The sequence below is a fragment of the Pseudoalteromonas sp. PS1M3 genome, from assembly GCF_016865405.1.
Taxonomy (GTDB): Bacteria; Pseudomonadota; Gammaproteobacteria; order Enterobacterales; family Alteromonadaceae; genus Pseudoalteromonas; species Pseudoalteromonas marina.
The window spans coordinates 3,537,537-3,556,926 of record NZ_AP022624.1 but is presented as its reverse complement, the minus strand read 5'-3'; the positions used below and the strand labels follow the sequence as shown (position 1 = coordinate 3,556,926).

Annotated in this window: 17 protein-coding genes and 1 rRNA gene; 17 read left to right on the top strand and 1 reads right to left on the bottom strand. The window is 41.9% G+C overall.

The window, feature by feature from the left end; all coding sequences use genetic code 11:
* Positions 1 to 127: 127 nt before the first annotated feature.
* The 14 genes from mnmG to glmU all read left to right on the top strand — a co-directional run bounded on the left by mnmG (position 128) and on the right by glmU (position 13,132).
* Entirely contained in the window at positions 128 to 2,017 is a 1,890-nt protein-coding gene (mnmG, locus tag PS1M3_RS16560; RefSeq protein ID WP_006793960.1) for a tRNA uridine-5-carboxymethylaminomethyl(34) synthesis enzyme MnmG, read from the top strand.
* Between the two features lie 15 nt (positions 2,018 to 2,032).
* Positions 2,033 to 2,653 carry a 16S rRNA (guanine(527)-N(7))-methyltransferase RsmG gene (gene rsmG, locus PS1M3_RS16555; protein ID WP_008130761.1) on the top strand — a complete coding sequence of 207 codons (621 nt, stop codon included), beginning with the start codon at positions 2,033 to 2,035 and terminating at the stop codon, positions 2,651 to 2,653.
* Between the two features lie 14 nt (positions 2,654 to 2,667).
* Positions 2,668 to 3,453: a ParA family protein gene (locus tag PS1M3_RS16550; RefSeq protein WP_006793958.1), complete on the top strand. Its 786-nt coding sequence runs from the start codon at positions 2,668 to 2,670 to the stop codon at positions 3,451 to 3,453.
* 20 nt (positions 3,454 to 3,473) lie between these two features.
* Complete coding sequence (locus PS1M3_RS16545) at positions 3,474 to 4,400, top strand: ParB/RepB/Spo0J family partition protein (protein ID WP_039038497.1); 927 nt, start codon at positions 3,474 to 3,476, stop codon at positions 4,398 to 4,400.
* 142 nt (positions 4,401 to 4,542) lie between these two features.
* Positions 4,543 to 4,923 (top strand): ATP synthase subunit I, encoded by a 381-nt coding sequence (locus PS1M3_RS16540; RefSeq protein ID WP_006793956.1) that lies wholly within the window; start codon positions 4,543 to 4,545, stop codon positions 4,921 to 4,923.
* Between the two features lie 15 nt (positions 4,924 to 4,938).
* Positions 4,939 to 5,796: a F0F1 ATP synthase subunit A gene (gene atpB, locus PS1M3_RS16535; protein ID WP_006793955.1), complete on the top strand. Its 858-nt coding sequence runs from the start codon at positions 4,939 to 4,941 to the stop codon at positions 5,794 to 5,796.
* A gap of 50 nt (positions 5,797 to 5,846) precedes the next feature.
* Complete coding sequence (gene atpE / locus PS1M3_RS16530) at positions 5,847 to 6,089, top strand: F0F1 ATP synthase subunit C (protein ID WP_006793954.1); 243 nt, start codon at positions 5,847 to 5,849, stop codon at positions 6,087 to 6,089.
* A gap of 41 nt (positions 6,090 to 6,130) precedes the next feature.
* Positions 6,131 to 6,601 carry a F0F1 ATP synthase subunit B gene (gene atpF, locus PS1M3_RS16525; protein ID WP_006793953.1) on the top strand — a complete coding sequence of 157 codons (471 nt, stop codon included), beginning with the start codon at positions 6,131 to 6,133 and terminating at the stop codon, positions 6,599 to 6,601.
* A gap of 16 nt (positions 6,602 to 6,617) precedes the next feature.
* Positions 6,618 to 7,151, top strand: a complete 534-nt coding sequence (gene atpH / locus PS1M3_RS16520; RefSeq protein ID WP_006793952.1) for a F0F1 ATP synthase subunit delta — start codon at positions 6,618 to 6,620, stop codon at positions 7,149 to 7,151.
* A gap of 14 nt (positions 7,152 to 7,165) precedes the next feature.
* Positions 7,166 to 8,707: a F0F1 ATP synthase subunit alpha gene (gene atpA, locus PS1M3_RS16515; protein WP_006793951.1), complete on the top strand. Its 1,542-nt coding sequence runs from the start codon at positions 7,166 to 7,168 to the stop codon at positions 8,705 to 8,707.
* 60 nt (positions 8,708 to 8,767) lie between these two features.
* On the top strand, positions 8,768 to 9,628 hold the full coding sequence (gene atpG / locus PS1M3_RS16510) for a F0F1 ATP synthase subunit gamma (RefSeq protein ID WP_008130741.1): 861 nt from the start codon (positions 8,768 to 8,770) through the stop codon (positions 9,626 to 9,628).
* A 33-nt stretch (positions 9,629 to 9,661) separates the two neighbouring features.
* Positions 9,662 to 11,047, top strand: coding sequence for a F0F1 ATP synthase subunit beta (gene atpD, locus PS1M3_RS16505; protein WP_006793949.1), 1,386 nt, complete (start codon positions 9,662 to 9,664; stop codon positions 11,045 to 11,047).
* A gap of 13 nt (positions 11,048 to 11,060) precedes the next feature.
* Complete coding sequence (locus tag PS1M3_RS16500; protein WP_006793948.1) at positions 11,061 to 11,483, top strand: F0F1 ATP synthase subunit epsilon; 423 nt, start codon at positions 11,061 to 11,063, stop codon at positions 11,481 to 11,483.
* A 290-nt stretch (positions 11,484 to 11,773) separates the two neighbouring features.
* On the top strand, positions 11,774 to 13,132 hold the full coding sequence (glmU, locus tag PS1M3_RS16495; RefSeq protein WP_203985548.1) for a bifunctional UDP-N-acetylglucosamine diphosphorylase/glucosamine-1-phosphate N-acetyltransferase GlmU: 1,359 nt from the start codon (positions 11,774 to 11,776) through the stop codon (positions 13,130 to 13,132).
* 28 nt (positions 13,133 to 13,160) lie between these two features.
* Here the strand turns inward: glmU and PS1M3_RS16490 are convergent, their stop codons facing one another.
* On the bottom strand, positions 13,161 to 14,003 hold the full coding sequence (locus tag PS1M3_RS16490; RefSeq protein ID WP_039038494.1) for a LytTR family DNA-binding domain-containing protein: 843 nt from the start codon (positions 14,001 to 14,003) through the stop codon (positions 13,161 to 13,163).
* Positions 14,004 to 14,146: 143 nt separating this feature from the next.
* Between PS1M3_RS16490 and PS1M3_RS16485 the strand changes: the two genes are divergently transcribed.
* The 3 genes from PS1M3_RS16485 (at position 14,147) to PS1M3_RS16475 (ending at position 19,387) form a co-directional block, all read left to right on the top strand.
* Positions 14,147 to 15,376, top strand: a complete 1,230-nt coding sequence (locus PS1M3_RS16485; protein WP_203985546.1) for an acyltransferase family protein — start codon at positions 14,147 to 14,149, stop codon at positions 15,374 to 15,376.
* Positions 15,377 to 15,461: 85 nt separating this feature from the next.
* The gene (locus PS1M3_RS16480) at positions 15,462 to 17,255 is read left to right on the top strand and encodes a choice-of-anchor I family protein (protein WP_203985543.1); all 1,794 of its coding nucleotides are present in this window, start codon (positions 15,462 to 15,464) and stop codon (positions 17,253 to 17,255) included.
* Positions 17,256 to 17,851: 596 nt separating this feature from the next.
* Positions 17,852 to 19,387 (top strand): 16S ribosomal RNA (locus tag PS1M3_RS16475).
* Positions 19,388 to 19,390 lie beyond the last annotated feature (3 nt).

Genomic DNA, 19,390 nt, shown 5'->3' with positions numbered 1-19,390 from the left:
CCTTTATATTATTAGAGATCACTTACTTAGATCTGAGCACAGTTTAATCATTTATCTTCTGCTCATTTCTAGGTAGAATACGCTCCCTTTTGAAGTTTACCGGTTTGATTTAAGTAGGATCCCATTAATGATTTTTCATGAAAATTTTGACGTTATCGTAGTAGGTGGTGGACATGCAGGCACTGAAGCCGCATTGGCAGCTGCCCGTATGGGGATGAATACCCTGCTACTAACTCACAATATGGATACCCTTGGTCAAATGTCTTGTAACCCAGCAATTGGTGGGATAGGCAAAGGTCATTTGGTAAAAGAAATCGACGCGCTTGGCGGTGCAATGGCACAAGCTATTGATAAAGGCGGGATCCAATTTCGTACTTTAAATTCTTCAAAGGGACCTGCGGTTCGTGCAACCCGTGCACAAGCTGATCGCGCTTTGTATAAAGCGGCTATTCAAACCACATTACAAAATCAAGAAAACTTAAAAATATTTCAGCAGTCGTGTGATGATCTTATTGTTGAAAACGATCGAGTAACCGGCGTAGTAACTCAAATGGGGTTACGTTTTAGTGCACCTAGTGTAGTACTTACCGTAGGTACATTTTTAGGTGGCCAAATACATATTGGTTTAGAAAATTACAAAGGCGGACGTGCAGGTGATCCACCATCAATAGCTTTAGCACAACGATTACGTGAACAGCCTTTTAGAGTAGATCGTTTAAAAACAGGTACTCCACCACGTATTGATGCGCGTACGGTTGATTTTAGCAAAATGCAGGAGCAACCTGGCGATGCACCTACACCTGTATTTTCATTTTTAGGTAAACAAAGTGACCACCCGCAACAAATACCGTGTTACATCACTTACACAAATGAAAAAACACATGATGTTATACGCAAAAACTTGCATCGTTCACCTATGTACTCAGGTGTTATTGAAGGCATTGGTCCACGTTACTGCCCATCTATTGAAGATAAAATTGTTCGCTTTGCAGATAAAGATAAACACCAAATATTTGTAGAGCCAGAGGGTTTAACATCTTACGAGCTTTACCCTAATGGTATTTCGACAAGTCTACCGTTTGATGTGCAATTAGAAATAGTGCAATCGATCACCGGTTTTGAAAATGCACATATTTGTCGACCAGGTTATGCTATTGAATACGATTACTTTGATCCACGTGATTTAAAACAATCACTAGAAACTAAATTTATTGAAGGCTTATTCTTTGCAGGCCAAATAAACGGAACTACTGGTTACGAAGAAGCAGGAGCCCAGGGCTTAATTGCTGGTATGAACGCGGCACTTAAAGTGCAAGGTAAAGATTCGTGGACGCCACGTCGTGACGAAGCATACGTTGGTGTATTAATTGACGACTTAGCAACGCTTGGTACAAAAGAACCTTACCGTATGTTTACCAGCCGTGCTGAATACCGTTTATTGTTGCGTGAAGATAATGCCGATATTCGTCTAACTGAAAAAGGCCGTGAGCTAGGTTTAGTTAACGATGAGCGCTGGCAGGCATTTAACGAAAAAATGGAAATTATTGAAAAAGAAAAACAACGTATAAAAGACACGTGGATTCACAAAGATCATACAGTTGTTGATCAAGTAAACGCTTTATTAAAAGCTCCATTAACGCGTGAAGCAAGTTTAGAAGAATTACTACGCCGTCCAGAGATCCGTTATGATGATCTAATGGCTATTGAAGGCTTAGGATCTGAATTTACAAATAAAGCGGCTTTAGAGCAGGTTGAGATCCATACAAAATACGCAGGTTACATTGCGCGTCAGCAGGATGAGATCAATAAACAGCTTCGCCATGAAGAAACAATCTTACCAAAAGAGTTTGATTATAAAACCGTATCAGGTTTATCAAACGAGGTAGTGGCAAAACTAGAAGAGTCTCGTCCAGACACTATTGGTCAGGCTTCGCGTATTTCTGGTATCACACCAGCAGCTATTTCGTTATTATTAGTGTATCTGAAGAAGCAAGGCTTATTACGCAAATCTGCGTAACGGTAAGGGCACCTAGTGTTACAACAACAATTAACTACATTGTTAGCGCAAACTGATATTGCGCTAACAGAAAAACAACAGCAACAGCTTGTTCGTTACGTTGAACTATTGGATAAGTGGAACAAAGCGTATAACTTAACCTCAGTACGTTTACCTCAAGAAATGATGGTAAAGCATATTATGGATAGCCTTGTTGTTGCACCTCATTTACCCGGTCATCATTATATTGATGTTGGTACAGGCCCTGGGCTTCCTGGTATTGTATTAGCTATTGCACTTCCTGATACCCAATTTGTGTTACTCGACAGCTTAGGTAAACGTGTACGCTTTTTAATGCACGTAAAGCATGAACTTGGGCTTGATAATGTTACCCCGGTACAGTCAAGAGTTGAAGAATATCAGCCAAGTGTTAAATTAGATGGCGTACTCAGTCGTGCGTTTGCATCATTACAAGATATGGTTGATTGGTGTTCACACCTAATTGATCAATCTGGCCATTTTATTGCGCTTAAAGGCGTTTACCCTAGCGAAGAGTTAGAGTCATTACCCGCTGGCGTAAAGTTTGAGAAAAAAATTGCATTAGAAGTACCAGAGTTAGATGCACAACGACATTTAATTATTCTTTCTAAAGACTAGGGATCAGAGACACTGTGGCAAAAGTCATCGCATTAGCAAATCAAAAAGGGGGTGTAGGTAAAACTACGACCGCTGTTAATCTCGCTGCGTCTATGGCCGCAACGAAGCGTAAAGTGCTGTTAATTGATCTCGACCCGCAAGGTAATGCCACTATGGGCAGTGGTGTAGATAAATATGGCGACGTGCCCACTATTTACGACCTACTTATTGAAGATAAGCCCATTGAAGACGTGATCATTAAAGAAACATCTGGCGAATACCATATGATTGCAGCAAACGGAGACGTAACCGCTGCCGAAGTTAAACTAATGGAATTATTTGCCCGTGAAGTGCGTCTTCGTAATGCACTTGAAAAAATTCAGGACCAATACGAGTTTATATTTATAGACTGCCCGCCTTCATTAAACATGCTAACTGTTAATGCTATGGCCGCTGCAGATTCTATTTTAGTACCAATGCAATGTGAATATTATGCACTGGAAGGCCTAACAGCATTAATGGATACCATTACGCAATTGGCTAAATTAGTAAATCCTGAATTAAAAATTGAAGGCATATTACGCACTATGTACGATCCGCGTAACCGCCTAGCAAACGACGTTTCAGAACAATTAAAACAACATTTTGGTGATAAAGTGTATCGCACTGTGATCCCACGAAATGTTCGTCTAGCTGAGGCGCCAAGTTTTGGCGCACCTGCTATGTATTACGACAGAGCATCAAGTGGCGCAAAAGCGTATTTGGCACTTGCCGGTGAAATGCTGCGAAGAAAAGAAAAAACAGCGTCCGTTGTCGCCTAACTTTGAGGTAAAAAAATAACATGTCTGCTAAAAAACGAGGTTTAGGCCGAGGACTCGATGCACTTTTAAGTTCGTCTAAGCCTGCACCGAGCGCCAGCAAGGAACAAGACACACAAAACGTAACAGAGGTTGTCAAAAGCACAGTTAGTGCTACAGATAACCCGTTACAAACATTGCCTATTGAGTTTTTGCATTCAGGCAAGTACCAACCTCGTAAAGACATGTCTGAAGAGGCACTCGAAGAACTCGCCAGCTCTATTCGCTCACAAGGCATTATTCAACCTATCGTTGTGCGCCCTATTGCCCACAATAGCTATGAAATTATCGCCGGTGAACGTCGTTGGCGCGCAGCGCAAATTGCAAAACTAGACGCAGTTCCGTGTATTATTAAAGATGTACCCGATGAAGCCGCCGTTGCTATAGCACTGATTGAAAATATTCAGCGTGAAGATTTAAATGCAATGGAAGAAGCGGTTGCGCTTAATCGTTTATTAAATGAGTTTGAATTAACACATCAGCAAGTGGCTGATGCAGTTGGCAAATCAAGAACCACCGTAACAAACTTATTACGTTTAAATAATTTAAATAGTGATGTAAAAATTCTGTTAGAACATGGTGACATAGAAATGGGCCATGCGCGTTGTTTACTAGCACTTGAAGGCGAAGCGCAGTCTGACGCAGCACGAACCGCCGTTGCAAAGGCACTAACAGTAAGAGAAACTGAAAAGCTAGTGCGTGCAATTTTAGAGCCAGCACCCGCCAAACAAGAACACCAAAAAGACCCAGATGTTAAACAGTTAGAACAACAATTAGCTGAAAACCTAGGTGCTAAAGTAGAGATAAACTACAATAAAAAAGGCAAAGGTAAATTGGTTATTTCATATACTAATTTAGACGAGCTTGACGGCATTTTGAATCGTATTAATCACGACAATACCCACCATTGATCTATTACATGTCTAAAAAGAGACATTTGTAGCAAATTTGTGTTACAAACACTCTACTCAAGTTGCAAAACTGGCAGGATACAGTATAATTTCGCCAGTTTTCACACCCTAACGATTTGAACGCCATTAAGGTTAACAAAAAGTGAATAATAAGTTAGCAAGTCCGTATAGGCTTGCCGCATTTAAACTAATTTGTCTTCAGGGTGTTGTAGCATTATTTGCTGCCGTAATTATTTTTATTGGTTTGGGAGTTGAAGCCAGTCTGTCAGCGTTAGCTGGTGGTGCAGTTGCGATACTTCCTCACTGTGTTTTTGCACTTTACGCATTCCGATTTATGGGGGCGAGTCGTGCAGAACAAGCGTATAACGCGTTAAAACGCGGTAACGCACTAAAGTTTATGCTGACAATCATATTGTTTGCGCTAGTACTAAAGCATTTTCCGGTAGTTTTGCTGCCCTTTTTTAGTATCTATGTACTGGCTTTATTCACTGGATTGTTTGCACCCGTTTTTTTTAAACATTAACTTTTGGGATATAACATGGCTGCAGAAGAAGTTACTCTATCTAGCCATATCCAGCACCACTTAACCAATGCTAAGATGTGCTCGACCGACGCCGGTCTAGCCTTCAATAAAGCATGTACGGACAGTGGTTTTTGGACATGGCATGTAGATACCCTCGCATGGTCAATCGGACTAGGTCTTATCTTTTTATGGATCTTCCGTAGTGCCGCTAAAAAATCAACATTGGGCGTACCAGGTAAATTTCAGTGTTTCATTGAAATGATAGTTGAGTTCGTTGGCGACAACGTACGTGATACTTTTCATGGTAAAAGCAAGCTGATTGCACCATTAGCATTAACGATATTCGTTTGGATATTCTTAATGAACTTAATGGATTTAATCCCAGTTGACTTCTTACCTGCATTTGCTGGTTTAGTAGGTGAGCAAGCCTTTGGCATGGACTCACACGACGTATACATGAAAATTGTACCAACAACAGATATAAACTTAACTGCAGCGCTGGCGCTAGGTGTGTTTATATTAATGATTGGTTACTCAATTAAAATTAAAGGTATCGGCGGTTTTATTAAAGAGCTAACACTTCACCCGTTTAGTTCAAACAATACAGCTATGCAGATTCTTTTAATCCCATTCAATCTATTACTAGAGCTTATCGCATTGGTTTCTAAGCCGTTTTCACTGGCGCTGCGTTTGTTCGGTAACTTATATGCAGGTGAACTAATCTTCATCCTTATAGGTGCGATTGGCTTAATGCAACTACCGTTGCACTTTGTTTGGGCTGTATTCCATATCTTAGTAATCGTATTGCAAGCATTCGTATTCATGATGCTAACAATCGTATACCTAAGCATGGCAAGTTCAGATAATCACTAATTTACAATTTTACTTTTACTTTTAATACAATTGAAACTTTGGAGAAATAAATGGAAGCTTTAGAACTAGTAACAGGCTTAAAATACATCGCAGTTGCACTACTAATTGGTTTTGGTGCAATCGGTACTGCTGTTGGTTTTGGTAACATGGGCGGTAAATTCCTTGAAGCATGTGCGCGTCAACCTGAGCTAGCACCATCGCTACAAGTTAAAATGTTTATCCTTGCTGGTCTAATCGATGCTGTAGCAATGATTGGTGTTGGTATCGCGATGGTATTGTTGTTCGTACTTTAATTTTATTTTTTGAACAGCTTACTATTTAAGGAGGAGCGGTTGTGAACTTAAACGCCACTCTTATCGGTGAATTAATTGCGTTTACGGTGTTCGTACTTTTTTGTATGAAGTTCGTATGGCCACCACTAAACGGTGCAATTGAAGCTCGCCAGAAGAAAATCGAAGATGGTTTAGCTGCCTCTGATAGAGCCGAAAAAGACTTAGAACTTGCGCAACAAAAAGCTGCAGAACAGCTTAAAGATGCAAAAGCTCAAGCGGCTGATATCATTGATCAAGCTAAAAAGCGTGCCGTGCTAATTGTTGACGAAGAAACAGTTCGTGGACAAGAAGAGCGTGAAAAAATTATTGCTCAAGGGCACTCTGAAATTGAATCAGAGCGTAACCGTGTGACAGAAGAGCTACGTAAGCAAGTAGCAACACTGGCTGTGGTTGGCGCAGAGAGAATTTTAGAGCGTGAAATCAATCAAGCCGCACATAGTGACATCGTTGAAAAACTTGTCGCTGAGCTGTAATTAGGAGGGTATGAGCATGTCTGAATTGACTACTATCGCTCGCCCATACGCTAAAGCGGCTTTTGAACTTGCCGTTGAAAAAGGCGCTATTGAAAGCTGGAATGACATGTTGTTTTTCGCTGGCCACGTTGCCAGCGACGAGCAAGCATCAGCCATTTTAGCTGGATTGCCTACTGCTTCTGCACAAGCTGAGTTATTTATTAACTTATGCGCAGAGCAGCTCAACGAACAAGGTCAGAACCTAGTGAAGGTGATGGCTGAAAATGGACGTTTGATTGCACTGCCTGAGGTTGCACAGTTATTCGCTGCGTTTAAAGCAGAGTATGACAAAGAAATCGATGTAGACGTGATTTCGGCAACCCCTCTTACTGCAGCGCAGCAAGAGTCATTGGTAGCGACACTTGAAAAACGTTTCGCACGCAAAGTTAAGCTGAATTGTAGTGAAGACGCGTCAGTAGTTGGCGGCCTTATTATTAAGGCAGGCGACACTGTAATCGACGGCTCTGTACGCGGAAAATTAAACCGCTTAGCCACAACACTACAATCGTAATTGGGAAAAAGAGCATGCAACTTAATTCCACTGAAATTTCAGAACTAATCAAACAACGTATTGAGAAGTTCGAAGTTGTAAGTGAAGCTCGTAACGAAGGTACAATTGTATCTGTTACTGACGGTATCATCCGCATCCACGGTCTAGCTGACTGTATGCAAGGTGAGATGATTGAGCTTCCTGGCAACCGTTATGCTATCGCACTAAACCTTGAGCGCGACTCAATTGGTGCAGTAGTAATGGGTCCATACGCTGACCTTACTGAAGGCGTAAAAGTATACACAACTGGTCGTATCTTAGAAGTTCCTGTTGGTGCTGGCTTACTTGGTCGTGTTGTAAACACGCTAGGTGCTCCTATCGATGGTAAAGGCGCTTTAGACAACGACGGGTTTGAACCTGTAGAAAAAATTGCACCAGGTGTAATCGAGCGTCAATCTGTAGATGAGCCAGTACAAACTGGTTACAAATCTATTGATGCGATGATTCCAGTTGGTCGTGGTCAGCGTGAGCTTGTAATCGGTGACCGCCAAACAGGTAAAACTGCACTAGCAATCGATGCGATCATCAACCAAAAAGACACAGGCGTTAAGTGTGTGTACGTAGCGGTTGGTCAAAAAGCATCTACTATTGCTAACGTAGTACGTAAATTAGAAGAGCACGGTGCACTTGCAAATACTATCGTAGTTGTAGCATCTGCTTCTGAGTCTGCGGCACTTCAGTACTTAGCACCGTTCTCGGGCTGTACTATGGGTGAATACTTCCGTGACCGTGGTGAAAACGCATTAATCGTATATGATGATTTATCTAAGCAAGCTGTTGCTTACCGTCAAATCTCATTGCTACTTAAGCGTCCACCAGGTCGTGAAGCATACCCAGGTGACGTATTCTACCTTCACTCGCGTCTTTTAGAGCGTGCATCGCGTGTAAACGCTGATTACGTTGAAAAGTTCACTAACGGTGAAGTGAAAGGACAAACTGGTTCATTGACGGCATTGCCAATCATTGAAACTCAAGGCGGCGACGTTTCTGCGTTCGTACCGACTAACGTTATCTCTATCACCGATGGTCAGATCTTCTTAGAAACTGACTTATTCAACTCAGGTATCCGTCCGGCAGTAAATGCTGGTATCTCGGTATCGCGTGTTGGTGGTGCTGCACAAACTAAAATCGTTAAGAAACTAGGTGGCGGTATCCGTCTAGCCCTAGCTCAGTACCGTGAATTAGCTGCGTTCTCGCAGTTCGCGTCTGACCTTGACGATGCTACACGTGCTCAACTTGAGCATGGTGAGCGTGTAACAGAGCTAATGAAGCAGAAACAGTACGCGCCAATGTCTGTTGCTGAAATGTCTTTGTCGTTATTTGCAGCTGAGAAAGGTTATCTTAAAGATATCGAAATCGCTAAAATCATGGATTTCGAAGCAGCTTTACTTTCTTACGCAAGTAGCACATACGCAGAGCTTGTGGCTCAAATCAATGAAACTGGTAACTACAACGCCGAGATCGAAGCGCAACTTAAAGAACTTCTAGAGAAGTTCAAGTCTACGCAAACTTGGTAATTTAGTTATTAATGGTGCGCTTTAGTTTACTAAAGCACACCTTGATTCGGAGAGAGAGTCATGGCCAGCGGAAAAGAGATTAAAAGCAAGATCGGGAGTATTAAAAATACTCAAAAGATCACTAGCGCAATGGAAATGGTTGCTGCGTCTAAAATGAAAAAGGCGCAAGAACGAGTGGCTTCAAGCCGTCCATACGCTGACAAATTACGCAAAGTGATTGGTCGTGTTGCTCAAGCAAATCTTGATTTTACTCACCCGTTCTTAGAAGAACGTGAAGTAAAACGAGTTGGTTATATTGTTATCTCTACTGACCGTGGTCTATGTGGCGGCCTAAACTCAAATGAGTTTAAGAAAGTTGCATTAGACATAAAAGCATGGAAAGAAAAAGGTGTAGACGCAGAGTTTGCAACTTTAGGCAGCAAAGCTGCTGGTTTCTTTCAACGCTTTGGTGGTCAAGTGCTTGCTAAAAAAGCAGGCCTAGGAGATAAACCTTCAGTACAAGACGTTATTGGTCCTGTAAAAGTAATGCTTGATGCATTCTCTGAAGGTAAAATTGACCGTTTATTCCTGGTATATAACAACTTCGTTAATACCATGAAGCAAGAGCCAACAATAGATCAGTTACTCCCTTTGCCAAAAGCTGAAGAAGAAGTATCTGCCCACACATGGGACTACTTATACGAACCAAGCCCAGACGCTATTTTAGAGTCTTTGTTAGTTCGCTTTGTAGAGTCTCAGGTATACCAAGGTGTGGTTGAGAACGCTGCCTCTGAACAGGCTGCCCGTATGGTTGCGATGAAAGCCGCAACTGATAACGCTGGCGACCTTATGGATGAGTTACAGCTTGTTTACAACAAGGCCCGCCAAGCGGCAATCACACAAGAAATTAGTGAGATTGTTTCTGGTTCAGCCGCAGTTTAATGCTTCAGGCAAAGATTAACGAGAGGAATAGACATGAGTTTAGGTAAGGTCGTCCAAATTATCGGTGCCGTTGTGGATATTGAATTTTCACAAGACAACGTGCCAGCCGTATATGACGCGCTAAAAGTAACAGATGGCGATTTAGCTGGTTTGACTCTAGAAGTTCAACAGCAGCTAGGTGGCGGTGTGGTACGTACTATCGCACTAGGTACTACAGACGGTTTACGTCGTGGTGCAGCAGTATCAAACACAGGTGAAGCGATTCAAGTTCCAGTTGGTAAAGCAACACTTGGTCGTATCATGAACGTACTTGGTGAGCCAATCGATGAAGCTGGCCCAATCGGCGAAGAAGACCGTATGTCTATTCACCGTGCAGCGCCTTCATACGAAGAGCAATCAAGTTCAGTAGAACTTTTAGAAACAGGTATCAAGGTAATCGACCTTGTATGTCCGTTTGCTAAAGGTGGTAAAGTTGGTTTATTCGGTGGTGCCGGTGTTGGTAAAACCGTAAACATGATGGAACTTATCCGTAACATCGCAATCGAGCACAGCGGCTACTCAGTATTCGCAGGTGTTGGTGAGCGTACTCGTGAGGGTAACGATTTCTACCATGAAATGAACGATTCAAACGTACTTGATAAAGTATCGCTTGTATACGGTCAGATGAACGAGCCGCCAGGTAACCGTTTACGCGTAGCGTTAACAGGTCTTACTATGGCTGAAAAGTTCCGTGACGAAGGTCGCGACGTACTTTTCTTCGTAGATAACATCTACCGTTACACACTTGCGGGTACAGAAGTATCAGCACTACTTGGTCGTATGCCATCAGCGGTAGGTTACCAGCCTACACTAGCTGAAGAAATGGGTGTACTTCAAGAGCGTATCGCATCTACTAAGACGGGTTCAATCACATCAATCCAAGCGGTATACGTACCTGCGGATGATTTAACGGATCCATCTCCAGCAACAACGTTTGCTCACTTAGATGCAACAGTAGTACTTTCACGTGATATCGCATCACTTGGTATTTACCCAGCGGTAGATCCACTTGATTCATCTTCACGTCAACTTGACCCATTAGTAATTGGTCAAGAGCACTACGATACAGCGCGTGGCGTTCAAACAGTTCTTCAGCGTTACAAAGAACTTAAAGACATCATCGCAATCCTAGGTATGGACGAGCTTTCTGACGAAGATAAGCAACTTGTATCTCGTGCACGTAAAATCCAACGTTTCCTATCTCAGCCGTTCTTCGTGGCAGAGGTATTTACAGGTGCGTCAGGTAAATACGTTTCACTTAAAGACACAATTGCTGGCTTCAAAGGCATTTTAAACGGTGAGTTTGATGACCTTCCAGAGCAAGCGTTCTACATGGTTGGCTCTATCGAAGAAGCTCAAGAAAAAGCCAAAAGCATGTAATTAGGAGGGTAGTATGGCAGCTATGACTGTACATCTTGACGTAGTAAGCGCAGAGCAGAACTTGTTTTCTGGTTTGGTTGAATCGATTCAAGTATCTGGTAGTGAAGGTGAGCTTGGTGTTAATGCCGGTCACGCGCCACTACTAACTGCCCTTAAACCTGGTATGGTGCGTTTAGTTAAGCAATTTGGTGAAGAAGAACTCATCTACATTGCTGGCGGTACACTAGAAGTTCAACCGAACATAGTGACCGTACTTGCAGACACAGCCGTTCGTGGTGAAGACCTAGACGAACAAGCTGCAGAGCAAGCTAAACGTGACGCTGAAGCGCAAATGGCAAAAGGTGCATCGTCAGAGCTTGATTATAATCAAGCGGCAATGCAGCTAGCTGAAGCGGTAGCACAACTACGTGTTATTCAGCAATTACGTAAAAAGTAAGCCTATCTGGTTTATAAAAAGCCCACTTTATGTGGGCTTTTTTGTGCTTGTTACTAAGGTACGTGTTTTAATTTAAGCTTTTTTTAGTCGTCGAAGTTATTAACTGAGCTTTTCACTTATATCCTTCATCAATCCCCGCTACAATAACGTCATTAAATTAAGTGTGTTTTTCAGCCAAGATTCAGTACTAGCAAATTAGTTTACTGAGTATTTGCACAGGGCGTGACTTACGTAATCTTCTGCATAAACAGACTTGTTAACTAAAACAACGGAAAAAGGAAATTGTTTTAATGGCTCTAACTACTGTAATTCTTGCTGCGGGTAAAGGTACTCGTATGCGCTCTGCTCTACCAAAAGTGCTGCATAAAGTGGCAGGTAAACCTATGGTGCAGCATGTTATTGATAACGCAAAGGCATTGGGCGCAACCACAACTAACTTAGTTTATGGGCACGGCGGCGAACTATTACAACAACAACTTGCCGATAACGATGTAAAGTGGGTACTGCAAGCAGATCAATTAGGTACCGGCCATGCTGTTGCACAAGCAAATCCTCATATTAACGATGACGATACCGTATTGGTTTTATACGGTGACGTTCCTTTAACAAAACAATCAACACTTGAGCGCTTATTGGCTGTAACACCTAAAAATGGGCTAGCGGTATTAACCGTTAACTTGGTTAATCCAAATGGCTACGGTCGTATGCTGCGTGAAAATGGCAAGCTTGTTGGTATTGTTGAGCAAAAAGATGCAAGCGCAGAGCAGTTACTTATTAATGAAGTAAACACCGGTATTATGGCGGTTAACGGCAAACTGTTAAAAACCTGGTTAGGCAACTTATCTAACAATAATGCGCAAGGTGAATACTACCTAACAGATATAGTTGCTATGGCGCACAGTGAAGGTGTAGAAATTACATCGGCTCAGCCAGATCATGCAATGGAAGTTGAAGGCGCAAACAACCGCGTACAACTAGCAGGGTTAGAGCGTGCTTACCAAGCATGGCAAGCAGAAGAGTTAATGTTAAATGGTGCTACCCTCGCCGACCCTGCCCGTATTGATGTACGTGGCAATGTTAAAACAGGCGAAGACGTATTAATTGATATAAACGTTATTTTTGAAGGTAATGTAACTCTTGGCAATAACGTACACATTGGCCCTAATTGCGTCCTTAAAAACTGTACCATTGGCGATAACGTGGTAATAAAAGCGAATACCCTTATTGAAGATGCAAGCGTAGCGGCTAAATGTACCCTTGGCCCATACGCTCGCCTTCGCCCAGGTGCGGTAATGGAAGAAGACTCGCACATTGGTAACTTTGTAGAGATGAAAAAAACCCGCTTAGGTAAGGGTTCTAAAGCAAACCACTTAAGTTACTTAGGCGATGCTGAAATTGGCGAAAAAGTAAATATTGGCGCAGGTACAATTACCTGTAACTACGATGGGGTGAATAAAGCAAAAACCATTATTGGTGATAACGCTTTTATAGGCTCTAACTCATCACTTGTTGCTCCTGTAAACATTGGTTCCACTGCAACTGTGGGAGCAGGCTCTGTGATCACTAGCACTGTTGAAGACGAGCAACTGGCAATAGCACGTTCAAAGCAACGCAACTTAACCGGTTGGAAACGACCAGTTAAAAAATAATAATTAAAGGCTACTTAGGTAGCCTTTTTTATTGCAGCTTAAGTTTAAATTGCTCTTTATAACGCCTAGAAAGGTTAAGCACTTTTCCTGTCGTTAGTTTTATTTCGCTGTCGCCGCTGGGGAGTGGTGTAATGCATTCTACTTTATCGAGTTTTACGCCATGACTTCGGTGAATCCTACAAAATCCCTGCACTTCTAGTTGTTTACTTAATTCAGTGAGCGTCACTCTTAAAGGGTAAATGGACGTGCCAATGTGTAAGTTTACATAATTGCCTGAAGATTCAAGCCAATCCACCTCGTCAATTTTTATAATAAATTCTTTACCCCGCTTTTTAACTAATAAGCGATTAATATTATCAGTATTGTGTTGCGCACCTTCATCAATAGACGAAGCCTCTCCCAACAACTGTTTAACAATATACTGATAAACTTTAATAAGGGTGATAAAGAATAAAAAGCTTATCGCATCTTTTTGGTATTCATATAAAAATTCAAACCAGCTGAGGCCAAAGTTGTAGTGAAGTTCGTTCAACCAATAAATGAGCTTCCGTCCTCCAACCATTACACTAATATGGAATACGCTGAAAATAATAGACGCTACAAAGTAAGTACACAGCGAAAGCGCAATATTATGCCAATTAAAAGGTATTTTTTTTAATAGCCATACTACAGCCGGAAATATAAGTAACGTGCTAAACGCACTGGAATATTCCCATACAAACGGCTCCCATATTAAAAAAGGAAGTGCGCCGTCTCTTTGCGCCTCCATTATTTGAGTTGTCGCATTAACCGTATTGTTTATTACAACGTAGCTAAACAGGAGTAACGCGGCATAAAAAGTTTGAAAACGTTGAAAGTGTTGGAGGTTCATTATGTGTGCTTTTATATTTATAGGCGACAGTTATCCCTGTATACCACCTTTTATCACTATTGCTTGTAATATAAGCACTTATGTATAGTTTTTGCGAGTTATTTTAAGTTAACTACCGGTATCACAAACACATTGGTTAACGTATGAGTACTCAATTAAACGCAATACAATCTAAACACTCTCGCCATTGCTTTATTGATTGGTTGAGAGTAATTGCATTTGCGACTCTCATTTTTTATCACATAAGTATGTTGTATAGCCAAAATTGGGGGTTTCATTTTAAAAGTAATTATACGTCTGAACACGTAGAGTATTTTATGTTGCTGTTTTCCCCTTGGAGAATGTTGCTAATTTGGTTTATATCAGGGGTAGCACTTCGTTTTATGCTTGATAAAGTAAGTGGCTATAAATTACGTGCCTTATTTGTTTTAAAGCGTTCTATTTTCATATTACTCCCCCTGCTGGTGGGGTTATGGTTAGTTGTGCCTTTTCAGCTTTATGCCGAAATGCATCAACAAGGCGTTATAGATATAACGTATTGGCAGTTCTATTTAGCGTTTTTAGATACCAGTAATAGCATATTTGTTAATTACCAATCTGGAGTATGGCCGCATGTTGATGTAAATCATTTATGGTATTTACGCTCTTTGTGGCAGTTTATGCTTATTGTTTTTATATACTCATTAGTAGCAAAGCTTTCTATTTTTTCTTCTTTATTAAATACGATTCAAGTAAACCTATCATTCCCAATACTCACAGGCTTATTAGTAACAGCTATATTACTTATTAATAATTATTTAAAGGGTGATGCAGTACGTGAAGTAAGCGGCTTCATATTTTTATTTACAGGGTACCTGTTAGCTAAAAGCACTTATTTTTGGAAAAGTTTAAATCGATACCTTTGGTTATTGTGTACAAGCTTTACTCTATTGTATGTGTGTATTGCTTTGGCGTATCAAAATGAACTGGATTTGCCAAACTATGTGTGGACTGCAATATACAATATTCAAAGAGTAGTTGGTGTACTTACCATGCTTACCTTAGCGCAGCGTTTTTTAAATTTTAAAGCAGCTTACTTAAACACACTAAATAGCTGGGTGTTTCCCTTTTATGTATTGCATCAAAGTGTATTAATTATTTTATGTTTTATGCTGCAACCTTTTAGTTTTGGCCCCGTGGTTGAGTTATTTTTAATTACAGTGGGTACTTGGGGAGCGTGCGCAGCTATTACATTAGTGGTAATGCGCATTGATATCATTAGGCCCTTGCTAGGTCTTAAAATTAAAAACAACTATTCGAAAGCGCTTAAAAAAATGGGTTATGTATTGGGTATGTTGCTTATTTTACCTTTAGCCTATCAGCTGGTTTTTTAAGGTAAAAAAGCTTTATTAAAAGTGCCACAACTTTGTAATACCTCTGTGTTGATATTTACCTAATACCACACTAAGGAAAAGAACAATGTTAAAAAAATCAATAATAGCGCTTTCACTTTTATCTATGCTGACTGGTTGCTCATTAGATGGCGATGATGGTCAAAATGGCGCACAAGGAGCTCAAGGCGAGCAAGGTACAGCAGGTGAAAATGGAATTAACGGCACTAATGCAAATTCGGCTTTAACTATTAACCTAATAGGACGAGCAGTACTCAATGCGCAAAGCCCTGAAGGTGCTGCCGAAATAGTTGCTTATCAAGCATCTAAAAAATGGATTTACGCTATTAATAGCTCGGGGGATTCTGCGGTTGTAAATATTATTCCTGCCGACACATTTGATACAGCTGCTCTAGTGCAAGACAATGAGGGCATTGTAAGTACAACCAACTTAAGTACGGCAATTACACTTACCTTAAACGACAACACCCCCGGTGACGCAAACAGCATAGCAATAGATGAAAATAACAAATTACTTGCTGTAGCAATGGCTGCTAAAAGTGTTGGAGAGGCAGGTCAAGTTGCCTTTTACGACATAAGCGGCGATACACCAATATTTATAAAAAATGTAACGGCTGGTTTTTTACCCGATATGGTTACATTTAGCCATGATGGAGCAAAAGTAGTTGTTGCCAACGAAGGGGAACCTAACGGCGACTATAGTATTGATCCACAGGGTTCTATCAGCATTATCAATGTTAATGATGGTGTAATTGCCGACAATGCTACCAATATTGATTTTACAGCATACAACGATAAGCAATCTGAACTTGAAGCACTCGGACTGATATTTGCTAATCCAACAGGGCGCACCATAAATGGTAATTTAATCAATACCACCGTAGCAATGGACTTAGAGCCAGAGTACGTCAGTATTTCTAAAGATAACAAATATGCCTACGTATCGATTCAAGAAAATAACGCACTAGCTATCGTTAATTTAGAAGATAACTCTCTTGAGTTAAAAGGGTTAGGCTTTAAAGACTGGTCTAGCTTACAAATAGACGCATCAGATAAAGACGGCGGTGTTAATTTTAAATCATACCCTGGCTTATATGGCATGTATCAGCCAGACACAATTTCAAGCTTTAGCTGGAAAGGTGCAAACTTTATAGTGTCGGCTAATGAAGGTGATGCACGCGAATACTTTTTTGATACAACTGATGAAGCAGATTGCATAGCCAAAGGCGGCGTAGATTTCGATGAAGACGATGGTTGCCTTGCTTACATAGATGAAAGCCGCGTCGAAGACTTAACGCTTGCTGCTAATTTTGATTACTTAAATAACGACGATAACGACATCGGTCGCTTAAAAGTGACAACGGTCAAAGGTGATAATAATAACGATGGTCAATACGAATCGCTTTATGCCTATGGCGCACGTTCGTTTACCATTTGGGACAGTAATGGGCTGGTGGTATTTGATTCTGGAGACGATATAGGGCGTATTACCGCATCAGTTCATGGCGAGGCGTTTAATAATAATGAAGATGAAAATAAAGGCGATACACGCTCAGACGATAAAGGCGCAGAACCCGAAGCGCTAACTATAGGTACAATTGGCGAACGCACCTTTGCATTTATTGGACTCGAGCGTATGGGGGGGATCATGATTTACGATATTACTAACCCATATGATGTGCAGTTTGAAGACTACTTTTATAACCGAGGTTTAATAGCTGGTGCAGAAATTACCGGTGATCTAGCACCAGAAGGAATGACATTCATACCACGCGAACAAAGTGCAACTGGCGAACCGCTACTTATCATAGGTAATGAGATATCTGGTTCTATCGCAGTATGGGAAGTTTCAGCTAATTAACCACTCTATAAAAAGCGGAAAATATCACGCTTTATTTTCCGCTTTTTATATTGATAGAGTATTAGCATTTAAGTAGAGATTAAAAATGCATGTTTTTTAACCTAAAAGCGCCCTTCACCCCTTTATTTGTATGCCTTTCGTACTAAAAGTATTTTTATTCAAAAAAGCATGAATTAAACGTTGACCCCCACTCGAATATCCCTATAATGCGACCCCACTGAGACGGCAGGCGCCAACGCATAGCGAGGCAAGAGTTAATCAGAGAGTTAAGTAAAACTTTACTTTTAAAGATTCTAAAAAGAAATTTGAAAACAAAGTATTGACTCGAAAAATAAAGGATGTATTATACGCATCCCTAGCGACAACGTCGCAACGTTCTTTAACAATATAAAGCAATCATCTGTGTGGGCACTCGTACAGATTGAGTTCTAACAGCCAAGCTACTTAGGTAGTGAGGCAAACAAATTAGAGTCTCAATTGAAACTGAGTGACCAACAGAATAATTACTTAGTAGTTATTCAGCACAGTCAATTCAATATCGAAAGATATTAAATAAATTCAGAATTCATTGAGCTGTCGAAAGACACAAAACTTTTTAATTGAAGAGTTTGATCATGGCTCAGATTGAACGCTGGCGGCAGGCCTAACACATGCAAGTCGAGCGGTAACAGAAAGTAGCTTGCTATTTTGCTGACGAGCGGCGGACGGGTGAGTAATGCTTGGGAACATGCCTTGAGGTGGGGGACAACAGTTGGAAACGACTGCTAATACCGCATAATGTCTACGGACCAAAGGGGGCTTAGGCTCTCGCCTTTAGATTGGCCCAAGTGGGATTAGCTAGTTGGTGAGGTAATGGCTCACCAAGGCAACGATCCCTAGCTGGTTTGAGAGGATGATCAGCCACACTGGAACTGAGACACGGTCCAGACTCCTACGGGAGGCAGCAGTGGGGAATATTGCACAATGGGCGAAAGCCTGATGCAGCCATGCCGCGTGTGTGAAGAAGGCCTTCGGGTTGTAAAGCACTTTCAGTCAGGAGGAAAGGGTGTGAGTTAATACCTCACATCTGTGACGTTACTGACAGAAGAAGCACCGGCTAACTCCGTGCCAGCAGCCGCGGTAATACGGAGGGTGCGAGCGTTAATCGGAATTACTGGGCGTAAAGCGTACGCAGGCGGTTTGTTAAGCGAGATGTGAAAGCCCCGGGCTCAACCTGGGAACTGCATTTCGAACTGGCAAACTAGAGTGTGATAGAGGGTGGTAGAATTTCAGGTGTAGCGGTGAAATGCGTAGAGATCTGAAGGAATACCGATGGCGAAGGCAGCCACCTGGGTCAACACTGACGCTCATGTACGAAAGCGTGGGGAGCAAACGGGATTAGATACCCCGGTAGTCCACGCCGTAAACGATGTCTACTAGAAGCTCGGAACCTCGGTTCTGTTTTTCAAAGCTAACGCATTAAGTAGACCGCCTGGGGAGTACGGCCGCAAGGTTAAAACTCAAATGAATTGACGGGGGCCCGCACAAGCGGTGGAGCATGTGGTTTAATTCGATGCAACGCGAAGAACCTTACCTACACTTGACATACAGAGAACTTTCTAGAGATAGATTGGTGCCTTCGGGAACTCTGATACAGGTGCTGCATGGCTGTCGTCAGCTCGTGTTGTGAGATGTTGGGTTAAGTCCCGCAACGAGCGCAACCCCTATCCTTAGTTGCTAGCAGGTAATGCTGAGAACTCTAAGGAGACTGCCGGTGATAAACCGGAGGAAGGTGGGGACGACGTCAAGTCATCATGGCCCTTACGTGTAGGGCTACACACGTGCTACAATGGCGCATACAGAGTGCTGCGAACCTGCGAAGGTAAGCGAATCACTTAAAGTGCGTCGTAGTCCGGATTGGAGTCTGCAACTCGACTCCATGAAGTCGGAATCGCTAGTAATCGCGTATCAGAATGACGCGGTGAATACGTTCCCGGGCCTTGTACACACCGCCCGTCACACCATGGGAGTGGGTTGCTCCAGAAGTAGATAGTCTAACCCTCGGGAGGACGTTTACCACGGAGTGATTCATGACTGGGGTGAAGTCGTAACAAGGTAGCCCTAGGGGAACCTGGGGCTGGATCACCTCCTTATAC